The sequence below is a fragment of the Pseudomonas neuropathica genome, from assembly GCF_051174785.1.
In the GTDB taxonomy this organism is placed as follows: Bacteria; Pseudomonadota; Gammaproteobacteria; order Pseudomonadales; family Pseudomonadaceae; genus Aquipseudomonas; species Aquipseudomonas neuropathica_A.
Window position 1 is genome coordinate 601,932 of record NZ_CP195111.1, and the last position, 17,672, is coordinate 619,603.

At 60.2% G+C, this 17,672-nt stretch carries 15 protein-coding genes; 3 read left to right on the plus strand and 12 right to left on the minus strand.

What is annotated here, in order from left to right:
- Positions 1 to 26: 26 nt before the first annotated feature.
- The 3 genes from ACRRSD_RS02880 to ACRRSD_RS02890 all read left to right on the plus strand — a co-directional run bounded on the left by ACRRSD_RS02880 (position 27) and on the right by ACRRSD_RS02890 (position 3,507).
- The gene (locus tag ACRRSD_RS02880) at positions 27 to 302 is read left to right on the plus strand and encodes a hypothetical protein (RefSeq protein WP_435037033.1); all 276 of its coding nucleotides are present in this window, start codon (positions 27 to 29) and stop codon (positions 300 to 302) included.
- A gap of 168 nt (positions 303 to 470) precedes the next feature.
- The gene (locus tag ACRRSD_RS02885; protein ID WP_435037034.1) at positions 471 to 2,855 is read left to right on the plus strand and encodes a DUF3772 domain-containing protein; all 2,385 of its coding nucleotides are present in this window, start codon (positions 471 to 473) and stop codon (positions 2,853 to 2,855) included.
- A 190-nt stretch (positions 2,856 to 3,045) separates the two neighbouring features.
- A complete protein-coding gene (locus ACRRSD_RS02890) occupies positions 3,046 to 3,507 on the plus strand; it encodes a DUF3574 domain-containing protein (RefSeq protein ID WP_435037035.1) in 462 nt (153 codons plus the stop codon).
- Between the two features lie 349 nt (positions 3,508 to 3,856).
- On the opposite strand, the gene ACRRSD_RS02895 is transcribed toward ACRRSD_RS02890, so the two are convergent.
- The 12 genes from ACRRSD_RS02895 to catC all read right to left on the minus strand — a co-directional run bounded on the left by ACRRSD_RS02895 (position 3,857) and on the right by catC (position 17,658).
- Positions 3,857 to 5,257 (minus strand): APC family permease, encoded by a 1,401-nt coding sequence (locus ACRRSD_RS02895; protein WP_435037036.1) that lies wholly within the window; start codon positions 5,255 to 5,257, stop codon positions 3,857 to 3,859.
- On the minus strand, positions 5,247 to 7,634 hold the full coding sequence (locus ACRRSD_RS02900) for a TonB-dependent receptor plug domain-containing protein (RefSeq protein WP_435037037.1): 2,388 nt from the start codon (positions 7,632 to 7,634) through the stop codon (positions 5,247 to 5,249). The genes ACRRSD_RS02895 and ACRRSD_RS02900 overlap by 11 nt, the downstream gene beginning before the upstream one ends.
- Positions 7,635 to 8,085: 451 nt before the next feature.
- A complete protein-coding gene (locus tag ACRRSD_RS02905) occupies positions 8,086 to 8,751 on the minus strand; it encodes a sulfite oxidase-like oxidoreductase (protein WP_414869353.1) in 666 nt (221 codons plus the stop codon).
- A gap of 158 nt (positions 8,752 to 8,909) precedes the next feature.
- On the minus strand, positions 8,910 to 9,965 hold the full coding sequence (locus ACRRSD_RS02910; RefSeq protein WP_435037038.1) for a substrate-binding domain-containing protein: 1,056 nt from the start codon (positions 9,963 to 9,965) through the stop codon (positions 8,910 to 8,912).
- A gap of 23 nt (positions 9,966 to 9,988) precedes the next feature.
- The gene (locus tag ACRRSD_RS02915; protein WP_435037039.1) at positions 9,989 to 11,014 is read right to left on the minus strand and encodes an ABC transporter permease; all 1,026 of its coding nucleotides are present in this window, start codon (positions 11,012 to 11,014) and stop codon (positions 9,989 to 9,991) included.
- A complete protein-coding gene (locus ACRRSD_RS02920) occupies positions 11,007 to 12,563 on the minus strand; it encodes a sugar ABC transporter ATP-binding protein (RefSeq protein WP_435037040.1) in 1,557 nt (518 codons plus the stop codon). The genes ACRRSD_RS02915 and ACRRSD_RS02920 overlap by 8 nt, the downstream gene beginning before the upstream one ends.
- 8 nt (positions 12,564 to 12,571) lie before the next feature.
- A complete protein-coding gene (locus ACRRSD_RS02925; RefSeq protein ID WP_435037041.1) occupies positions 12,572 to 13,243 on the minus strand; it encodes a methionine ABC transporter permease in 672 nt (223 codons plus the stop codon).
- The gene (locus tag ACRRSD_RS02930) at positions 13,240 to 14,040 is read right to left on the minus strand and encodes a methionine ABC transporter ATP-binding protein (RefSeq protein WP_435037042.1); all 801 of its coding nucleotides are present in this window, start codon (positions 14,038 to 14,040) and stop codon (positions 13,240 to 13,242) included. Before ACRRSD_RS02930 ends, ACRRSD_RS02925 begins: the two co-directional genes overlap by 4 nt.
- Positions 14,037 to 14,846 carry a MetQ/NlpA family ABC transporter substrate-binding protein gene (locus tag ACRRSD_RS02935; RefSeq protein WP_435037043.1) on the minus strand — a complete coding sequence of 270 codons (810 nt, stop codon included), beginning with the start codon at positions 14,844 to 14,846 and terminating at the stop codon, positions 14,037 to 14,039. The genes ACRRSD_RS02930 and ACRRSD_RS02935 overlap by 4 nt, the downstream gene beginning before the upstream one ends.
- Positions 14,847 to 14,873: 27 nt before the next feature.
- Positions 14,874 to 15,920 carry an isopenicillin N synthase family dioxygenase gene (locus tag ACRRSD_RS02940; RefSeq protein ID WP_435037044.1) on the minus strand — a complete coding sequence of 349 codons (1,047 nt, stop codon included), beginning with the start codon at positions 15,918 to 15,920 and terminating at the stop codon, positions 14,874 to 14,876.
- 360 nt (positions 15,921 to 16,280) lie between these two features.
- Positions 16,281 to 17,198 (minus strand): catechol 1,2-dioxygenase, encoded by a 918-nt coding sequence (catA, locus tag ACRRSD_RS02945; protein ID WP_435037045.1) that lies wholly within the window; start codon positions 17,196 to 17,198, stop codon positions 16,281 to 16,283.
- 169 nt (positions 17,199 to 17,367) lie between these two features.
- Positions 17,368 to 17,658 carry a muconolactone Delta-isomerase gene (gene catC, locus ACRRSD_RS02950; protein WP_401042486.1) on the minus strand — a complete coding sequence of 97 codons (291 nt, stop codon included), beginning with the start codon at positions 17,656 to 17,658 and terminating at the stop codon, positions 17,368 to 17,370.
- Between the last annotated feature and the right edge of the window lie 14 nt (positions 17,659 to 17,672).

Consider the following 17,672-nt stretch of genomic DNA (forward strand, 5'->3'; position numbering starts at 1 on the left):
ACCACTACACCTCGGAGCACACACTCATGAAACGCCAAGCCCTTCTCAGCATCGCTTTCTCGCTGTTCGCCCTGAATGCATTTGCCGCTGAACCTGCCACCCAGACAGATCCATTGTTCAGCGACGCAGTAGCCGCTGCGACCCAGACTGATCCACTGTTCAGCGATGCAGTGGCGGCCGCTACTCAGACCGACCCACTGTTCAGCGACGCGGTGGCCGCCGCCACCGAAACCGACCCGCTGTTCAGCGATGCGGTTGCCGAAGGCGGTTCAGACCGTTTGATTGAACGCCGCGTCGTCTGAATGCAGCGCTTCACCGCAGTCACCGAAGAAAGGCCCGACCTCATCAGTCGGGCTTTTTTCGTCTGGATGCGCCACTCACCGGCCCTGCTCTGCCGGAAAGTTTTCCTCCCCAATCGGCTTGATCACCTAACCTCATAGACTGTGTGATCCACTCGAGCCGCCTCACCCATGCGCAACACATTGAAGTCATTGCTTTTTGTCATATTCATGCTGCTGGTTGGCGGCAGTCCGCCACTGTGGGCAGCCGACTTGCCGGCGCCGGTAACCACCGCTGCCGCGCCGTTGCCGGTGATTTCGCAAAGCGATCTGCAGGCCTTGCAACAACGCCTCGACGGCCTCAAACAACAGATTTCCGCGGCGAACAATTACAACCAGCTCGAAGGCCCGCAGGATCGTGTGCAGGCGTTCATTCTGGATGTCGATCGGTTGTCCGCAGCGTTGCTGCCGCAACAGGCGCAGCTAGCTGTGCAGCTGGGGGTGTTGGGGGCGGCGCCGGATGCCGAAGTGGCGGCGGAGCAAGCGGATATCATCGCGCAGCGCGCCTCACTGGCGGAGCAGAAGAATAAAGTAGACGGGACGCTGAAGAGCCTGGCGGCGTTGAAGCAGAGCGCGGCGGATCTGATTACGCAGATCGCCGGCATCCGCCGCACGTTGCTGGAGAGCGAACTGACGCTGGGCACTGATAGCATTCTAAGTCCGCGATTCTGGTCACCGCTGGTCAGTCCGACCGTCGATGATCGGCAGCGCTTGCGCTTTTTCGTTGCTCAAGTGCGCGACACCTGGGCCACCGTGTGGGCGCCGGGACAGCGCTTCTACACCAGTGTGTTGGTGTTGCTGGCGCTGGTCATCTGGACGTTCGGCCGCAGGCTCGCGGAACGGGGTCTGACCTGGGTGTGCATTCACCGCATGCCGGAGGGTCGTCTGCGCCGCAGTGCACTGGCGTTCGCCTCGGCGCTGGCGACCATCGTCACCACCGGCATCGCCTTGCAATTGCTGTTTTATGCCTGCACCCGCCACCAACCCTTGCCGCCGGTGCTGGAAACCTTCTCCGAGGAGTTCGAGAAGGTGGTGTATGCCTGCGTGCTGCTCACCGGTTTGAGCCGCGCGTTGCTGTCGACTGAGCATCCCTCGTGGCGCTTGCCGGCGATTGCCGATCAGGTAGCGCTGGCGCTCAAACCTTACCCGCGCATTCTGTCCTGCACGCTACTGGTGCTGGTGACGATGGTGCAGGTCAGCAACGCCACCGGCATGAGCAGCCAGATTGTGATTGCCGGGCGCGGGGTCATTTCCATCGTTGTGCTGGCAATCGTCACGATCCTGCTATTGCGCGTCGGCAAAGTGCGCAAGGCGCTGGTCGCGGCCAATGATGCCTCGGCGGCGAACAGTACATTTGCCGGGGTGATTTACACCCTCGCCAGCGTCTCGATGTTTGTCTCGGCGATTGCCCTGCTCGCTGGCTACGTATCGCTGGCGCGGTTCATCAGCTATGAGCTGGTGTGGGCGTACATTGTCCTGTCAGGTTTTTACCTGCTGATCCAGTTGATCAAGGACGTCTGCGAGCACGTGTTCTCACCCCGGCACGCGAGCGGCAAAGCGCTCAAACAGCTACTGGGTATCGGTGACCGGCGGCTCGATCAGATCTCGATTCTGCTGTCCGGTTTCAGTCGTGCCGCGTTGTTGCTGCTGGCGGTCATCGCCCTGTTTGTCGGTGGCATCGGCACCACGCTGGGGCAACTGGCGAGCAACATCATGGCGATCCTCGGCGGCGCCGGTTTGCGCAAGCTGAACATCGTCCCCGGCCACCTGCTCAATGCCGTGCTGGCGCTGATGATCGGCATCTGGCTGATCCGTGCTCTGAGTCGCTGGCTCGACAATGAGTTCCTGCCCAAGACCGACATGGACCCGGGCATGTGCGCCTCGCTGAGCACGCTGTTTTCCAACATCGGTTATGCCTTTGTGATTCTGCTGACACTGTCGTCGCTGGGCGTGCAGTGGACCAACCTGGCGTGGATCGTCAGTGCGCTGTCGGTGGGCATCGGCTTCGGTTTGCAGGAGATCGTGAAGAACTTCGTCTCGGGACTGATTCTGCTGACCGAACGGCCAGTCAAGGTCGGCGATCTGATCAGCATCAGCGGCGTCGAAGGCGATATTCGCCGCATCAACGTACGGGCCACGGAAATCCAGCTCAGCGACCGCTCGATCGTCATCGTGCCCAACTCGCAACTGATCTCGCAGAACCTGCGCAACGTGACCCTGGGCGGCAGCGCGCAAGGCGTGGCATCGCTGGAACTGGTGTTCCCGCTGGATATCGATCCTGAAGAGGTCAAAGAGCTGTTGCTCACAACCTACCGAGAAAACGAAACCATCCTCGATAAACCGGCACCGTTCGTGCGCTTCAGCAAGTTGTCGCCGGACGGGATTACTTTGACGGTCACAGGTTATGTGGGCAGCCCGCGGATTGTCGGGGTGACCAAAAGTGATTTGCTGTTCGAGATTCTCAAGCGGCTGGGTGCAGCAGAGATTGCGTTGGCGAAACCACCGGCGAGTGCGTAATGAATCGGTGAGGCTGTGGCATTTTCGCTGTCTGAAAAATCGCTTTCGCGAGCAGGCTCGCTCCCACAAATTTTGCGCGGTGAAGGGTTATACCCGAAGCGCCTAAATACCTGCATTTCAGGTCTTTATTGGCCGGTAAACCGCAACCTTATACTCGTGCGGTTCACCTAACGATCAATAAGGATGTTCCATGCCTCAACGTCTTTTACTGGCGGCCTTGTTTCTGGCCGTCGCCGGTTGTGCCAGCCCTCCTCCTGCGTCCGTTCACACCCATGATCCCGCCAGCTCGACCCTGCAAGGCGATGCTTCGCGGCCGGCGCAGGCACAGTGGATTCGCACCGAGTTGTACTTTTCGGTGGGTTCGATTGATGGCAAGGAAGGTGCGGTGAGTCCGGCGCGCTGGCGCGAGTTTCTTGATCAGGAAGTCACGTCACGGTTTCCTGATGGTTTCAGTGTGTTCGATGCTTATGGGCAGTGGCGGGATAAGGACGCTCAGGCGCCTGAGCGCTTGAGTACCAAGGTGATTGTGATCTTGCATGAAAACAGTGCGAAGAATGGGGCCAGCATCGAAGCGATTCGTTTGGCTTACAAGCGTATTACCGGGGATTTGTCGGTGCTGCGGTTGTCGCAGCCGGCGGAGGTGTCCTTCTAGAATCAGAAGCCCCTCACCCTAGCCCTCTCCCCGAGGGAGAGGGAACCGATCCGGGGATATTGGAAAAGTACGCCGACCTGAACGTGCCTCACTGAATCCGTAATCGATTTCGACCTGTATTTGCTTCAAGCCATAATCGATTCGGTCTTTCAGGTCGATGTATCACGCAAGACACCTCGGTCGGCCCCCTCTCCCTCCGGGAGAGGGCTGGGGTGAGGATTGGATAAGTACACCGACCTGAGCATGGCTCACTGAATTCCGTAATCGACTCAGTCTGAACTTGCACCACTGCATCACAATCGACCTCGACCTGTATTTGCCTCACCGAATCCATAATCGATTCGGTCTTTCAGGTCGATGTATCACGCAAGACACCTCGGTCGGCTCCCTCTCCCTCTGGGAGAGGGCTGGGGTGAGGGCTTGGCGTCAGTCGGCTCAATACTGCCAGTATCACCGCCCCCACCAACAACACCGCAATCCCGAAAAACGCCCCATATCCCACCACCGTCACGCTGGAATACAGCATGTACACGCACAACCCAAAAAACAGCAACGGCAACAGCGGATACAACGGCACCTTCACCGGCCTCGGCACCTCGGGAAAACGCGACCGCAGAATAATCAGCGCCAAGCTGCTCAAACTCAGAAACAGCCAATAAACCGGAGTCAGGTACTCAACCATGGTGTTGAAACCGCTCTGGGTGAAACTGCCGAACAGCACCAGCAACAACGCCACCGCACCTTCCGCCAGCAGCGCTTTGCGCGGTACACCATGGCGGTCGTCCCAATCGCCGAAACTGCGCAGTTGCGGCACATCACGCGCAGCCGCGTAAGTGGTGCGAGCGCCGACCAGCAAGGTCGAGTTAATGGTCGCGATCGCGGCGATACCGACCATCAGCAAAATCAGCAGAACACCCGGTGCGCCGAATGCGCGGTTCAATAACTCCACGGCCGGGGCATTGCTGGCGGCCAGACCGGTGAATCCCAAGCCCACAACGAACGCCCAGTTCAGCGCCAGATAGATCGCCATCAACACGCTCAGCGCACCGAGCATGGCAATGAAAATCCCTCGTCGGCCATCGCGCACTTCTGCCGATAACGTCGCCGCGTCACTCCAGCCGCCGAACGCCAGAAAGACAAAAATCATCGCCGCCGAGAAGCCGGCCATACCGGTGTTCTCGGGCATCTGCGAAGTGCTTGGCGGTGGCGGTTCAATGCCCTGCCAAACCAGCAAGACACCGGCACTGGCAATGCTCAAAAAACCCAGTGCAAGCAAGCCAACCAGCAAGGTCTGCGTGATGAAGCCGATGTGTTTACCGGTGAGATTAAGCAGTACCAATGCCGCAATCACCACCCCGGCAAACAACCCCGAACCGTACTGCCCCAACGGCACCACCGCATCGACGTAATCAGCAAACATGAACGCCGACAAGGCAATCCACCCGGTGTGCATTACGGAGAACCGCGACCAGGCGAACAAGAATCCCATGCGATCACCATACGCCGTGCGCAGAAAATGATAGTCACCACCCGGGTGCGGAAACGCCGTGGCCATCTCGGCAAAACACAGCGCGCCGATCATTGATGCGACACCGCCAAGCACCCAAACCCAATAGAAATGCTCCGGCCCGACGTTGAGCGCTACGGTCGGCGCGGTTTTCAGGATGTCGGTGGTAATCACCATGCCCAGCGTGATCAGCAACGCCTGAAAAACCGGCAGATGGCGCCCCGGCCCTGCGTCAGAAACCATAGGTGGCGCGGGCGTAATAGTAAGCGCCGTTGGTGCCGATTGGCGAAAGCACGTCGTACGGCAGGTTGCCGCCGTAGTTGATCGCCGAGCCGGAACGTTCCGGGTAGTTGTCGGTGAGGTTGTTACCGCCCACCGCGATGTTGAATTTCGGCGTAAATTTGTAAGCCACTTCGGCGTCCAGTTGCCACACCGCGCCATAGGTTTGCTCGGGCTGCGAGTCACCGAAATCGAATACGCGAGTGGTCTCGCCCTGGCGCGTCAAGCGTCCGAGCAGGCCCCAGTGTTCGCTGGCCCAGTTGGCGGAAAAGATGAAGCGATCCTTCGGCGCAGCATCAGTCAGGGTGTTGGTTTCTTCAACGCCAACGAGGGCGTCGTTGCCGATGCCCAACGCCGTCAGTTGCGATGGCGTGCCTTTGGTGCTGGTGACTTTGGTGTGGTTGTAGGTATACGCGGTGGTCAGGCCCAGTTGCCCTTCGTAGAACGGCTGATGGTAGTTGAGCACCAGTTCGGCGCCGTGCGTGCTGGTGTCGGCGGCGTTGGTGAAGAAGTTGACGTCGTGTACACCGGCGACGCCGAAGTTGTCGTTGATGTAGTTTTCCAGGGCATCGCTGCCAATGCGTTGCGACAGCGTGATGCGGTCTTTGACGTCGATGCGGAACACGTCCAGCGAGGCGTCGAAGCGCTCGTTCAACTGGAAAGTCAGGCCGAGGCTGAAGTTTTTCGAAGTTTCCGGATCAAGCTTTTCCGCACCCAGCGCACGGGCGATCGGGTCGTTGACCGAGAGCACACGAATATCGGTCAGCGTGCCGCCATCGCCAAAGTTGCTGGTGGTGTTCTGGAAGCCACTCTGGGCCAGAGACGGTGCACGGAAGTTGTTCGACACCGCGCCACGCAAGGCCCATTGCTCGGTGATCTTGTAGCGACCGCTGAGTTTGCCGGTGAGTTTGCTGCCGGCGTCATCGTAATGCTCCCAGCGCGTGGCGGCGTCGACGAACAAGCGATCAGTGAGATCGCCGGACAACTCGGCGTAGGTGCCGAACACGTTGCGATCCAGATCCGACTCTTCGCTCGGGCGCAGGCCATTGGCACCATCCGCCCCGGCGCCGATGTAAGAGGCCTCGTCACCGGCGTAGGTCAGGTAGTTTTCGTAGCGGTATTCGCCGCCCACCGCGAGTACGAACGAGCGCTCGCCGAGACGCAGCTCACGGCTGAAATCGAGGTTGGTGGTGGTCTGGCGCAGCTCGTAATCGCCGGTGTCGAACTTCGTCGGCGAGTCTTCGCCGAGGCTGACGTTAAGTGTTCGCCGGGTCGATCCATCGAAGCGATTGCGACCGTGGGTGACGCTGCTGTCGAAGTCCCACTCGTCACCGAGCAGGCCTTTGAAACCGGCGGTGGCGGAGACGTCTTTGTTGTCACCGAGCGATTGCGGCAAATAGCCGTTGGGGTAGAACTGCGGCTGTTCATACGGATAACGATAGAACTCGGCGCCAGTGGTGTGGCGCTGGTTATAGGTGCCGAAGCTGTAGGCCTTGCCGCCGGCCAGCGGCAATTCGCTGTTGAACCAGAGGTTCACATCGCGCGCGACGCCGTCGCCCATCACATAGTTGCGCTGGCCGGGGGTATCGGCAAAACCGTCAAAACCGGCGCGGTTGGTCGGGTTGCGATCCTTGTATTCGGTGCCGCCACGAATGAAGCCGCCCTCCTCGCCCAAACGCGTGCCGATCTTCGCGGTGGTCACACTGTTCTGGCCGTCGGTGGTGGTCTTGCCGATGGCGTCCTGACGGGTGTGATAAACGCCATAACTGGTCGACACTTCGCCGCCCTCGGGGGCGTCATCGAGGATGATGTTGATCACCCCGGCAATCGCGTCGGAGCCGTACTGTGCGCCGGCGCCATCGCGCAGCACTTCGATACGTTTGATCGCGCTGAGCGGGATAGAGTTGAAGTCGACCGGCGCGGTACCACGACCGATCTTCGAGGAGTCGTTGACTACCGCCGACGTGTGGCGGCGCTTGCCGTTGACCAGCACCAGCACCTGATCCGGACTCATGCCACGCAATTGCGCTGCACGCACATGGTCGGCGCCACCGGAGTTGGATTGACGCGGCAGGCTGAAGGATGGCAACAGCGTCTGCAACGCCGCGCCCAGTTCACCATCAGCGGCGCCGGCAGATTTGAGGTCTTCGGCGGTGAGCACATCGACCGGTACCGGAGAATCGAGCACGGTGCGTGAAGTGCCACGGGTGCCGGTGACCAACACGGTGCCAAGTCGGGATTCGCTGTCGGCACTTGCCGAAGTTTCTTCGGCGTTGACCGGAATTTGCCAGATAGCGGACACGACAGCAGCCGCCAATAATGAACGGGAACGGTAATGCATATAACAGCTCCTTGAATCGCAGTTAATACCCGGCCGTTGCCGACAATAAAAGTGCGGCAATCATTGCGCGGTAATGTCTGCTGTAGTTTTGGATTTCTGGAAGGCAGTGAAGGCTTTTTTAGGATGAGTTGCAGTTTCCCCAGTGTGAGACGTTTCCCCTTGAAAGCCGATGCTAGACGAGCTTCAGTTGATCGCAAAAGAACCAATAACGCTTAGGTTAGATCGCTCTACAGGAGTGTTCTTAGTTCAGCATAAGTGTTGCTGAGCCAACACCTGAACCAACTAACCTACAACTAAGCAAGGTGCGGAATACCCCCCCTGTGGGAGCGAGCCTGCTCGCGAAGCGGTGGATCAGTCACCAAAAAGGCAACTGGCCCGGCCCCTTCGCGAGCAGGCTCGCTCCCACAGGTTGATCGTATTTCAATGTTTGAACAGGCTGCGTCCTGGAGACTTAATCGAACTCTTTATCCAGCCAGGCATCCTCGGCAATATCCAGTTCATCGCCACTGAATCGCTGCTCGGCAAACGGATCAGCGTGCAGGTGAAAGCCGTTCTGCTCCCAGAACCCCGGTTGTTCCTGATCGACAAATTCAAGCCCGCGCAGCCACTTGGCACTCTTCCAGAAATACCGGCCTGCCACTACCAGCCGCAGTGGCCAGCCGTGTTGCGCAGTCAGCGGTTGGCCGGCGTAATGAGTGGCCAGCAGACTGTCGGGAAGCAACAGATCGTCGAGTCGCAAGTTGGTCTGGTAATCGTGGTCGGCATGGGCCATGACGAACGCCGAGGCTGGCTGGATATCGAACGCCTGCAACAAATCCTGCAGATGCACCCCGCTCCACTCGGTGTCGAATTTCGACCAGCGTGTCACGCAATGGATGTCACAACGCAGTTGTCGTTGCGGCAGTGCCTGCAGATCGGCGTAACGTAATTCGATTGGCCGTGCGAGCGTGCCGGACAAGCGCAGCGACCAGTTGGCGAGGTCATATTCCGGTACTTCGCCTTCGTGGAGGATTGGCAATCGCTCCGTCAGCACTTGGCCTGGGGGTAGTCGTTCACCGAATGCTGGATTCGCTGTCGGAGAACGGCTTTTGCGTAAGCGGTCAGCTTTGTTGTGCATGTAAGCTCCAGAACTCCCTCAGTTTGCGCAACTACGCGTTACCCCTGTGGGAGCGAGCCTGCTCGCGAAAGCGCTGGGCCAGTCAACAGAGATATCAACTGAGCGGACCTCTTCGCGAGCAGGCTCGCTCCCACATGGGCGATGTCGTGGCAAATGTTCTAGTTAGCCACCGGAATCCACGCCGCCCGCGCAACATTCGCGGTATCACCAAAGCCCGGGAGCTTCTGCGCCAGATCTCGAACGTTTTTCACGTCCAGATCGAGCAACTGCTGACGAGTAATCAGCGTCGGCGGCACCAGCACCTGATGCCCCGGATTTTCCCCGGCAATCAACATCGCCAGACTGCGCACGCTGATCGCCCCGGCCACTTGCGGATTGACCGCTGCTGTCGCCGCCCAAGCGCTGTCCGCTTCTTTCATGATCTGAATATCAGCGGTAGAAATATCGGCGCTGTAGATTTTCACCTTGTTCGCCAGCCCAGCCTCGTCGACGGCGATTTTCGCGCCTTTGGCAAACTCATCGAACGGCGCAAAAATCACGCTGATGCCCGGGTTGGCGCGAAGTACGGCGCTGGCCTGATCCGCCACCGAGTTAGCGATCGGCGGATTCAACGTGCCGAAGCGCGCCTTCTCGACGATCCCCGGATTGGCCTTCTTCACCTGACTCCAGATTTCGTCGCGGCGCTCCATCGGCGTAAAGCCGCTGATGTACACGTAGCCGGCATCAAACTGCGTGCCGTTGTCCTTGACGGCTTGATCCAGCGCCAAACGCGCCAGCGCATGGTGATCCTGCTCGACCTGGGTCACTTGCGGCGTGTTCAGATCGACGTCGAAAGCAACCACTTTGATGCCTTTGGCAATCGCCCGATCGATCGGTGCTTTCAGGGTTTCAGCCAAGCCGAGCTGGACGATAATGCCGTCCACGCCCAGATCAATCGCCTGATCGATCATCTCGCCCTGACTCGCCGCCTGCTGCCGGGCATCGAATACGCGCAGGTTGGCACCGAGCGCTTCGGTCTGTTTTTCCACGCCACGCAAGTACGCCTCGGGGAAGTCCCCAGAGAACGAGTAACCGACCAATGCGATCTGCACCTGACCTTTGTCGAATGGCGCCGGTGCACCGGGCAAGGCTTTGGCCTGAGCGTTCAGCGCCATTGCAGAAAACAACGCGCCAGCGAGGCAATGACGGGCAAATTGTTTGATTGAACCGTGCATACAACTTCCTTGAATGAAGCGGCTCAACGCGCCCGATGCGCGAGGCCGAACGTGAACATCAGGGCCAGCACCAGCACCAGTCCCTTGACGAAATCCTGCGCGTAATACGGCGCGTTGAGCATGGTCAGGCCATTGAGCAACGCCGCCACCAGCAGCGCGCCGACCAGCGTGCCGAATGCGTTAGGCTTTTTCGCGCCGAGTACGGCAAAACCGATCAGCGCCGCACCGAGGGCATCCAGCACCAGACCGTTGCCCGAACTGACGTCACCACGGCCCAAGCGCGCCGCGAGCAACAATCCCCCGAGCGATGCGAGCAACGCCGAGAGCACGTAAGCCAACAACTTGAAACGCTGCACCGGCGCACCCGCCAGTCGTGCCGCTTGCTCGTTGCCACCGATGGCATAGAACAAACGACCAATGCGCGTGCGTTCGAGAAACAGCCACACGGCCAAGGCGACCACGGCGGTAATCAGCACCGGAATCGGCACAACCTCCCACAACCGCCCACGTCCCAGCGCAAGAAACGCGGCACTGAACGTACCTTCGGTTTCCTCGCCACTGGGCAAGGTCATGCCGACTGCAATCGAGCGTCCACCGGTGGGAATCAGTTGCACGCCGATCACCAGAAACATGCTGCCCAGCGTCGCGAGAATATCCGGCACGCGCAGTTTGACGATCAGCCAGCCGTTGAGCAGGCCGACCAGCGCGCCGCCCGCCAGACTGATCAACACCGCCGGCACCGCGCCCCAGCCGAGCACGACCATCACGTAACTGGCGATCATCAGGCTCATCGCCGCCACCGCGCCAATCGACAGATCGAGTCCGCCGACGGCCATGGTCAGCGTGACGCCCAGCGCCAGCAGCGCGACAATCGACACCGATTGCAGGATGCTGAACAGGTTGCCGACACGCAGGAATGCCGGCTCGGCCACGCTGAAAAACACCACGATCAGCGCCAGTAGCCACAACAGGCCGTAGCGAATCAGCACTTGAAGCAGACGTTCGGCGCGTGCCGGCTCGGTCGATAACGGTGAACTTGAATCAGGCACTCGCTCTGCTCCTTGGCGTCGCTTGAGGGGAATGTTCGGTGACGTCGCTGCCGGCCAATGCGGCCACCAGATCAGCGCGATTCAGTTCGGCACGCGGGTACTCGGCCACCACGGCGTGATCGCGCACCAGCAGGATGCGGTCAGCAATTTCCAGGGCTTCATCGACATCGGCGCAAATCACCAGCGTCGCGCGGCCCTTGGCGCTGTCACGCAGCAGTTGGCCAATGTCGCGGCGGGCACGCACGTCGACGCCTTGAAACGGTTCATCGAGGATCAACACCCGCCCTTCGCCGAGCAGCCAGCGGCCGAGCACGACTTTCTGTTGATTGCCGCCCGACAGTGCGGTCATCGGCACATCGATGCCGGTGGTCTTGATCCCCAGCGCCGCCACTTGCGCCTCGACCGCCGTGGCCTCGGCACGGTTGCGGATGAAGCCGCCACGGGTGAAACGCTCGAGAAACGGCAAGGTCAGGGTTCGACGCAGAGAGAAATCCGCCACCAGCGATTGACTGGCGCGATCCTCGGCCGCGAAGAAGACCCCGCTTTGGATAGCCTTGCGCGGTGAGTCTGCACGCCAGTCGACCCCGTCCAGTTGCACGCTGCCCGAGGTCGCTTTACGCAGGCCGAACAGCACCTCGACGATTTCACTTTTGCCGGCGCCCAACAGTCCGGTCAGTACCACCACTTCGTTCTCGTGCAGGGTCAGATCGAACGCGGCGGATCGCGGCAGAATTTGCAGGGCGTTGAGTTTCAACACCTCGCGCCCGGCCGCACGCGGTTGGTAGACATGCTCGGCCAGCACCTGCCCGAGCATGGCGCTCACCGCTTCCGGCAATTGCCGCGCCGTGAACTCGCCCGCGAGTCGCCCGTCACGCAGAACGATGGCGCGATCCGCCACGCGTTGCAGGTCGGAGAGTCGATGGGAGATGTACAGAATCGCCACACCGCGACTGCGCAAAGTGTCGATCAATCCAAACAACCGTTGCGCCTCGGCATCGGAGAGCGCCGCCGTCGGCTCATCAAGAATCAGCAGACGCGGCTGCAACGCCAACGCGCGAGCGAGCACCACCAGTTGCCGTTCGGCCTGACCAAGATGCTCGATCGGCTGCTCCAGCGGCAACACCAAGCCCAGTCCGGCGGCGATGCTCGCAGCACGCTCCAGCAGGCGTTTGCGATTGAGCCAGAAGTCCGCGTCCGGCTTGCACAGCTCATCGAGCAGCAGATTCCCCGCAACGCTCAAACCGGGTGCGATGCCTTCGTTGATCTGCTGATGCACCGCGACAATCCCGACCCGTCGTGCCGACAACGGCGAAGCGAAATGTCGCGGCTCACCGTTCACATGAATTTCCCCAGCATCGGCAGTCTGGCTGCCCGCGAGAATCTTCACCAAGGTCGACTTACCCGCGCCATTGGCACCGAGCAGCGCCACCACTTCGGCGGGATAGATGTCCAGGCTGACGGCATCCAGCGCCCGACTCGCGCCAAATATCTTGCTCAACTCACGCAGACGAATCAGCGGCTCGCGGACTACGGCAACCGGCACACTCATACAATTCCTTAGCGGCGATGCGCCAGCGAACGAACCAATCGATCGCCCAGGCTTTGCACGCCTTGAACGAGGATCACCAACACCACCACCGTGGCAACCATCACTTCATTGTTGAAACGCTGATAACCGTAACGGATCGCCAGATCACCGAGTCCACCGCCACCGATCACCCCGGCCATCGAGGAAAACCCGATCAGCATCACCAGCGTCAAGGTGATACCGGCCAGCAGCGCCGGCAGCGCTTCGGGCAACAACACTTTGAAAATCACATGACCGATGTCGCCACCCATGGCGAGGATCGCTTCGATGCGACCCTTGTCGACTTCGTCCAAGGCGTTTTCAACGATGCGGGCAAAAAACGGAAAGGCGCCGATGGTGATCGGTACCACAGCGGCAGTGCTGCCCAGCGTTGTGCCGACCACCAGTCGCGTCAGCGGGATCAGGGCGATCAGCATCACCACGAAGGGCAGTGAGCGGCCAAGGTTGACCACGCCACCCAGAGTCGCATTGAGGCGTGGCATCGGCAGCAGTCCGTCGCGACGGCTGATAAACAGCAACACGCCCAGCGGCAAACCGATCAGCAGTGTGAACAGTCCTGCGAGCAGAACCATGTACAAGGTTTCACCGGTGGCGTTGAACACCAATTGCAGGATTTCATCCCAATTGACCGTGCGGTTCATGAGTGCGCCGCCCTTACCCCGTATTGCTTGAGAAAACTCAGGCCCGGCTCAGCGTGGCCCAGTGGCAAGCCGCAGGTCGGTCGCAACGAAGCACCCAGTTGCGATTGCGCATCGGCCAGCAACCGTGGCACCGGCCCGGCTTCGACCAAACGTCCATTGGCCATGAACGCAGCGTGGTCGCAGATCGACTTGACCACCTCCAGTTCATGGGTGATCAGCACGATGGTCACGCCCAGTTGCCGATTGATGTCGCGCAGCAGTTCAAGGATCGACGCGGTGGTTTCCGGGTCGAGCGCGCTGGTGGCCTCGTCCGATAACAGATAGGCCGGCTCAGCGGCGAGGGCGCGGGCAATGCCGACACGCTGTTTCTGGCCACCGGACAACTGCGAGGGAAAGGCCTGTGCCTTGTCACTCAAGCCAACCAGCTCCAGCAGTTCGCGGACCCGTACGTGGCGCCACGGCTTGCCCACCTTGGCGATCTCCAGCGGCACCGCGATGTTGTCGAACACCGTGCGTGAATGCAGCAAGTTGAAGCCCTGGAAGATCATGCCGATGCGCTGGCGCTGCTGGCGCAGTTCGCTGACCGCAAGCGTTGTCAGATCAATGCCATCGAGCAAAATGCGCCCGCTGTCCGGACGTTCGAGCAGGTTGAGGCAACGCAGCAGCGTCGACTTGCCCGCCCCGCTACGCCCGAGAATCCCGTAGACCGCACCGTCGGGAATGCTCAGCGAAACCTGATCGAGTGCCGGTTGCGCGGCCGAAGGATAAGTCTTGCTCAACTGCTCGACGGCAATCATGGCTTGCCGCCTGCCACCGGAATCACCGAGCCGGCGAAGTTGTCGGTGATGTATTTGGCGACCTCGGGCGACGTCAGGTCCTTGGCCAGTTGCGCGATACGCGGGTCGTGTTCGAGCTTGGGCGTGGTCACCAGAATATTGGCGTAAGGATTGTGCTCGGCTTTCTCCAGGCCCAAGGCATCCTTGGCCGGCACCAGGCCGGCGTCGAGCGCGTAGTTGCCGTTGATCACGGCCAGATCGACGTCGTCCAGCGAGCGCGGAATCTGCGGCGATTCGATCTCGAGAATCTTCAGCTGTTTCGGGTTCTCGGCGATGTCCTTGGGCGTTGCCTGATCCGCCGCCGGATCGTTGAAGCCGGGTTTGAGTTTGATCAGGCCATTGTCCTGCAACAGGTACAGCGCGCGGCTCAGGTTGGTGACGTTGTTGGGCACAGCGACGGTGCCTTTTACCGGCACGTCAGCGAAGCTTTTATGCCGATGCGAGTAGATGCCCAAGGGTTCGATATGCACCGTGGCCGCCACCGCGAGTTTCTCGCCGAGGGCCTTTTCCTGGGATTTCAGATACGGCAGGTGCTGGAAGTAATTGGCGTCGACGTCACCGTGTACCAACAGCTCGTTGGAGTTCACCCCGTTGGGGATCTCGATGACTTTAAGGTTCAGCTGCGGATCGATCTTCTGGATGTACGCCAGAATCTGCGCGTGGGGCACCGGGTCGGCAGCCACGCGCAACGGCTCCAACGCCTGGGCACCGAACGACGTCACCAGCGCGCCGAGCACGGCCAGGGTCAAACCTGCTTTGTTGATCATGTGCGGAGTCCTTGAGCGATTGATGAGTCAGGCGGATTGACGAATAGGCGGTGGCGGCAGCAGCGCATCGGCATAGAAGCGCTGCGCGACATCGGGATGCGAGCGCAAACGACCCTTGAGGTAGTTCCAGCCGACATCGCGAAACAGCGGATTGAGCGGATCACTCGCCGGCCCGCGTGCCTCGCGCAACAGTGCGGTGGGCAGCGGATACAGCGGCACCACGGCATCCAGTTGCGCACCGAGGAAGAAGGCGATGGACAGGCGTTCGCTACCCGCCGGTGGCGAAACCACGCGATGCACCGTGGCCCGCAGATAACCGTTGCTGGCCAGTTCGAGCAGTTCGCCGATGTTCACCACCAGGGTGTTCTCGCGTGGCAACGCATCGATCCAGCGGCCCTCTTCGATCTCGACCTGCAGACCGGCCTGTTGGTCTTGCAGAAGGAAGCTGAGGAAACCGGAATCCTTGTGCGCGCCGACGCCTTGGTGGCTCGACTCGCTGGATTGACCGGGATAGCGCATCAGCTTGATGTGTTCGTTGGGTTTGTCACCGTAGAGTTGATCGAACGCATCGGCGCGCAGCGACAGTGCCTGAGCGAACGCACGCAGCAGGCGCAACGACATGCGCGTCATCGCCTGTTGCCATTCGAGCAGCAAGGGTTTCAGTTCAGGCAACGCCGCCGGCCATTGGTTGGGGCCTTGCAGCCGCGCCCAGAACGGGCTGTCGGCCGTCAATGGCAACGCCTCGCGCTCGGCGCCCAGATCAAACTGTTCGCGCAGATCGGGCTGGCCACGGGTGATTTCCGAGGCGGCACGGTTGTACCCGCGAAAGTGCGGTGAGTTGATCATGCCGACGGCGGTTTTCTCACTGTCGGGCAAGGCGAAGAACTGCTGAGCATGAGCCTGAACGCGCTTGAGTAAAGCGCTGTCGATGCCGTGACCGGTCAGGTAGAAGAACCCGACGTCGCGAGCGGCGTGGCGCAGGTTTTCGAGAAATTCGTACCGCTGTTGCGCCGTGCCTTCGAACAGGGACAGGTCCAGCGTCGGTAATGCGGTGATATCGAGGGTATGCGGCATGATTCACTCCCGTGTGAATCAAACCTGAAAAACCTGTGATCGATTCAGCGTGCGCCGTCATGGCAATCGGGGTCTATCGGTTTGATGCGTTTTGATTCGTCGTTGCGACAAAACTAAACGATCTTAAAAATGCGGAGCCAATATCTTTTTCGCATTACCTTAGGCCTGATTTCCCCTCACCCCAGCCCTCTCCCGGAGGGAGAGGGAGCCGAACGAGTTGTCTTGCGTTATGCACCGACCTGAAAAACCGGGTTGGATTCGGTACAAAGCGTTCAGGTCGGCGTGATGCTTAACAACAACGCGGTCAGTTCCCTCTCCCTCCGGGAGAGGGCTAGGGTGAGGGAATCAGTCGACGCGGTATCAAGCGTCTTGCAACGCACGCGGCCGTTGGCTGCGTTGTTCAGCACTGGCATCCGGCGCCGGTTGCAACTGAAAGTCGAACTTCAGCTCGGCATAACGCCCCGACGCCGCATCCTCGCGGAACACCACCTCCCCAACCAACCCTTCACGGGTCGCATAAGCAAAGTCATCCCACAGGTATTGATCACCCGACAGATTGATTTGCGTCGTCAGGTGCCGATGCCCCGGTGCGCTGATGAAGAAGTGCACATGGGCCGGGCGCTGGCCATGGCGGCCGAGCTGGTTCAGGCATTCCTGGGTCGGCCCTTGCGGGTCGCAGCCATAACCGGAGGGCACGATACTGCGAGCGCGGTAGCGGCCCTCGGCGTCGGTGATGATGCGGCGGCGCAAGTTGTACTCGGACTGGCTCGGGTCGAAAAACGAGTACGTGCCCTTGGTGTTGGCGTGCCACAGGTCAACCGTGGCACCGGCCAACGGTTGACCGTGCAGATCGAACACCTGACCTTCAAGAAGCATCACCGTGGCGACGCCCTCCTCGCTGCCGTCATCCATGCGGCACTCGCCTTCGCACAGGGGCGCGCCGGCCACGTAAAGCGGGCCTTCGATGGTGCGCGGTGTGCCGCCGGTCAAGCCGATCTGTGCGTCCTTGGCGTCCTGAAGCAGATCAAGGAAATGTTCGAGACCCAGGCCCGCAACCAATAAACCTGCTTCAGAGCGAGCGCCCAGACGGTTGAGATAATCAACCGCTTTCCAGAACTCGTCCTCGCTGATTTCGAGGTCTTCGATGATTTTCGCGCTGTCCTGCAAGATGCGCAGGACGATGCTTTTCAGCCGGGAGTTGCCGTCGTCGTTGGCAAAACCGGCGGCTTCCTTGAAGAATTTCTGCAACTCGGCGGTGTGGGCAATTTTCACGGTCATGGTGGTTACCTCATCTTGTTGTTTTGTCGACACAGTTCTTGGCTCCCCCATTTACCTGTGGGAGCGAGCCTGCTCGCGAATTCGGTGGATCAGTCGCTATTGATGCCGAATGACATATCGCTTTCGCGAGCAGGCTCGCTCCCACAAGGTTTTCGGGGCGGACCCGGATTTAGCGATCGTCGTTGTGGATCGACGACGGATGCCGGCAGAGGCCGTCAACCTCAATGTCCATGTAGGGAAACAACGGCAAGCGCATCAGCGTGTCGTGCAGCGCCTCGACGCTAGGCACGTCGAACACGCTGTAATTGGCGTAGTGCCCGGCGATGCGCCACAGGTGTCGCCATACGCCGTCGCGTTGCAGCCGTTGCGCCAGTTCCTTTTCGTCCGCCTTGAGCCGGGTGGCCAATGACGGGTCCATATCGACGGGCAATTTCACGGTCATTTTTACGTGGAACAACATGGCGGTTCTCCTGA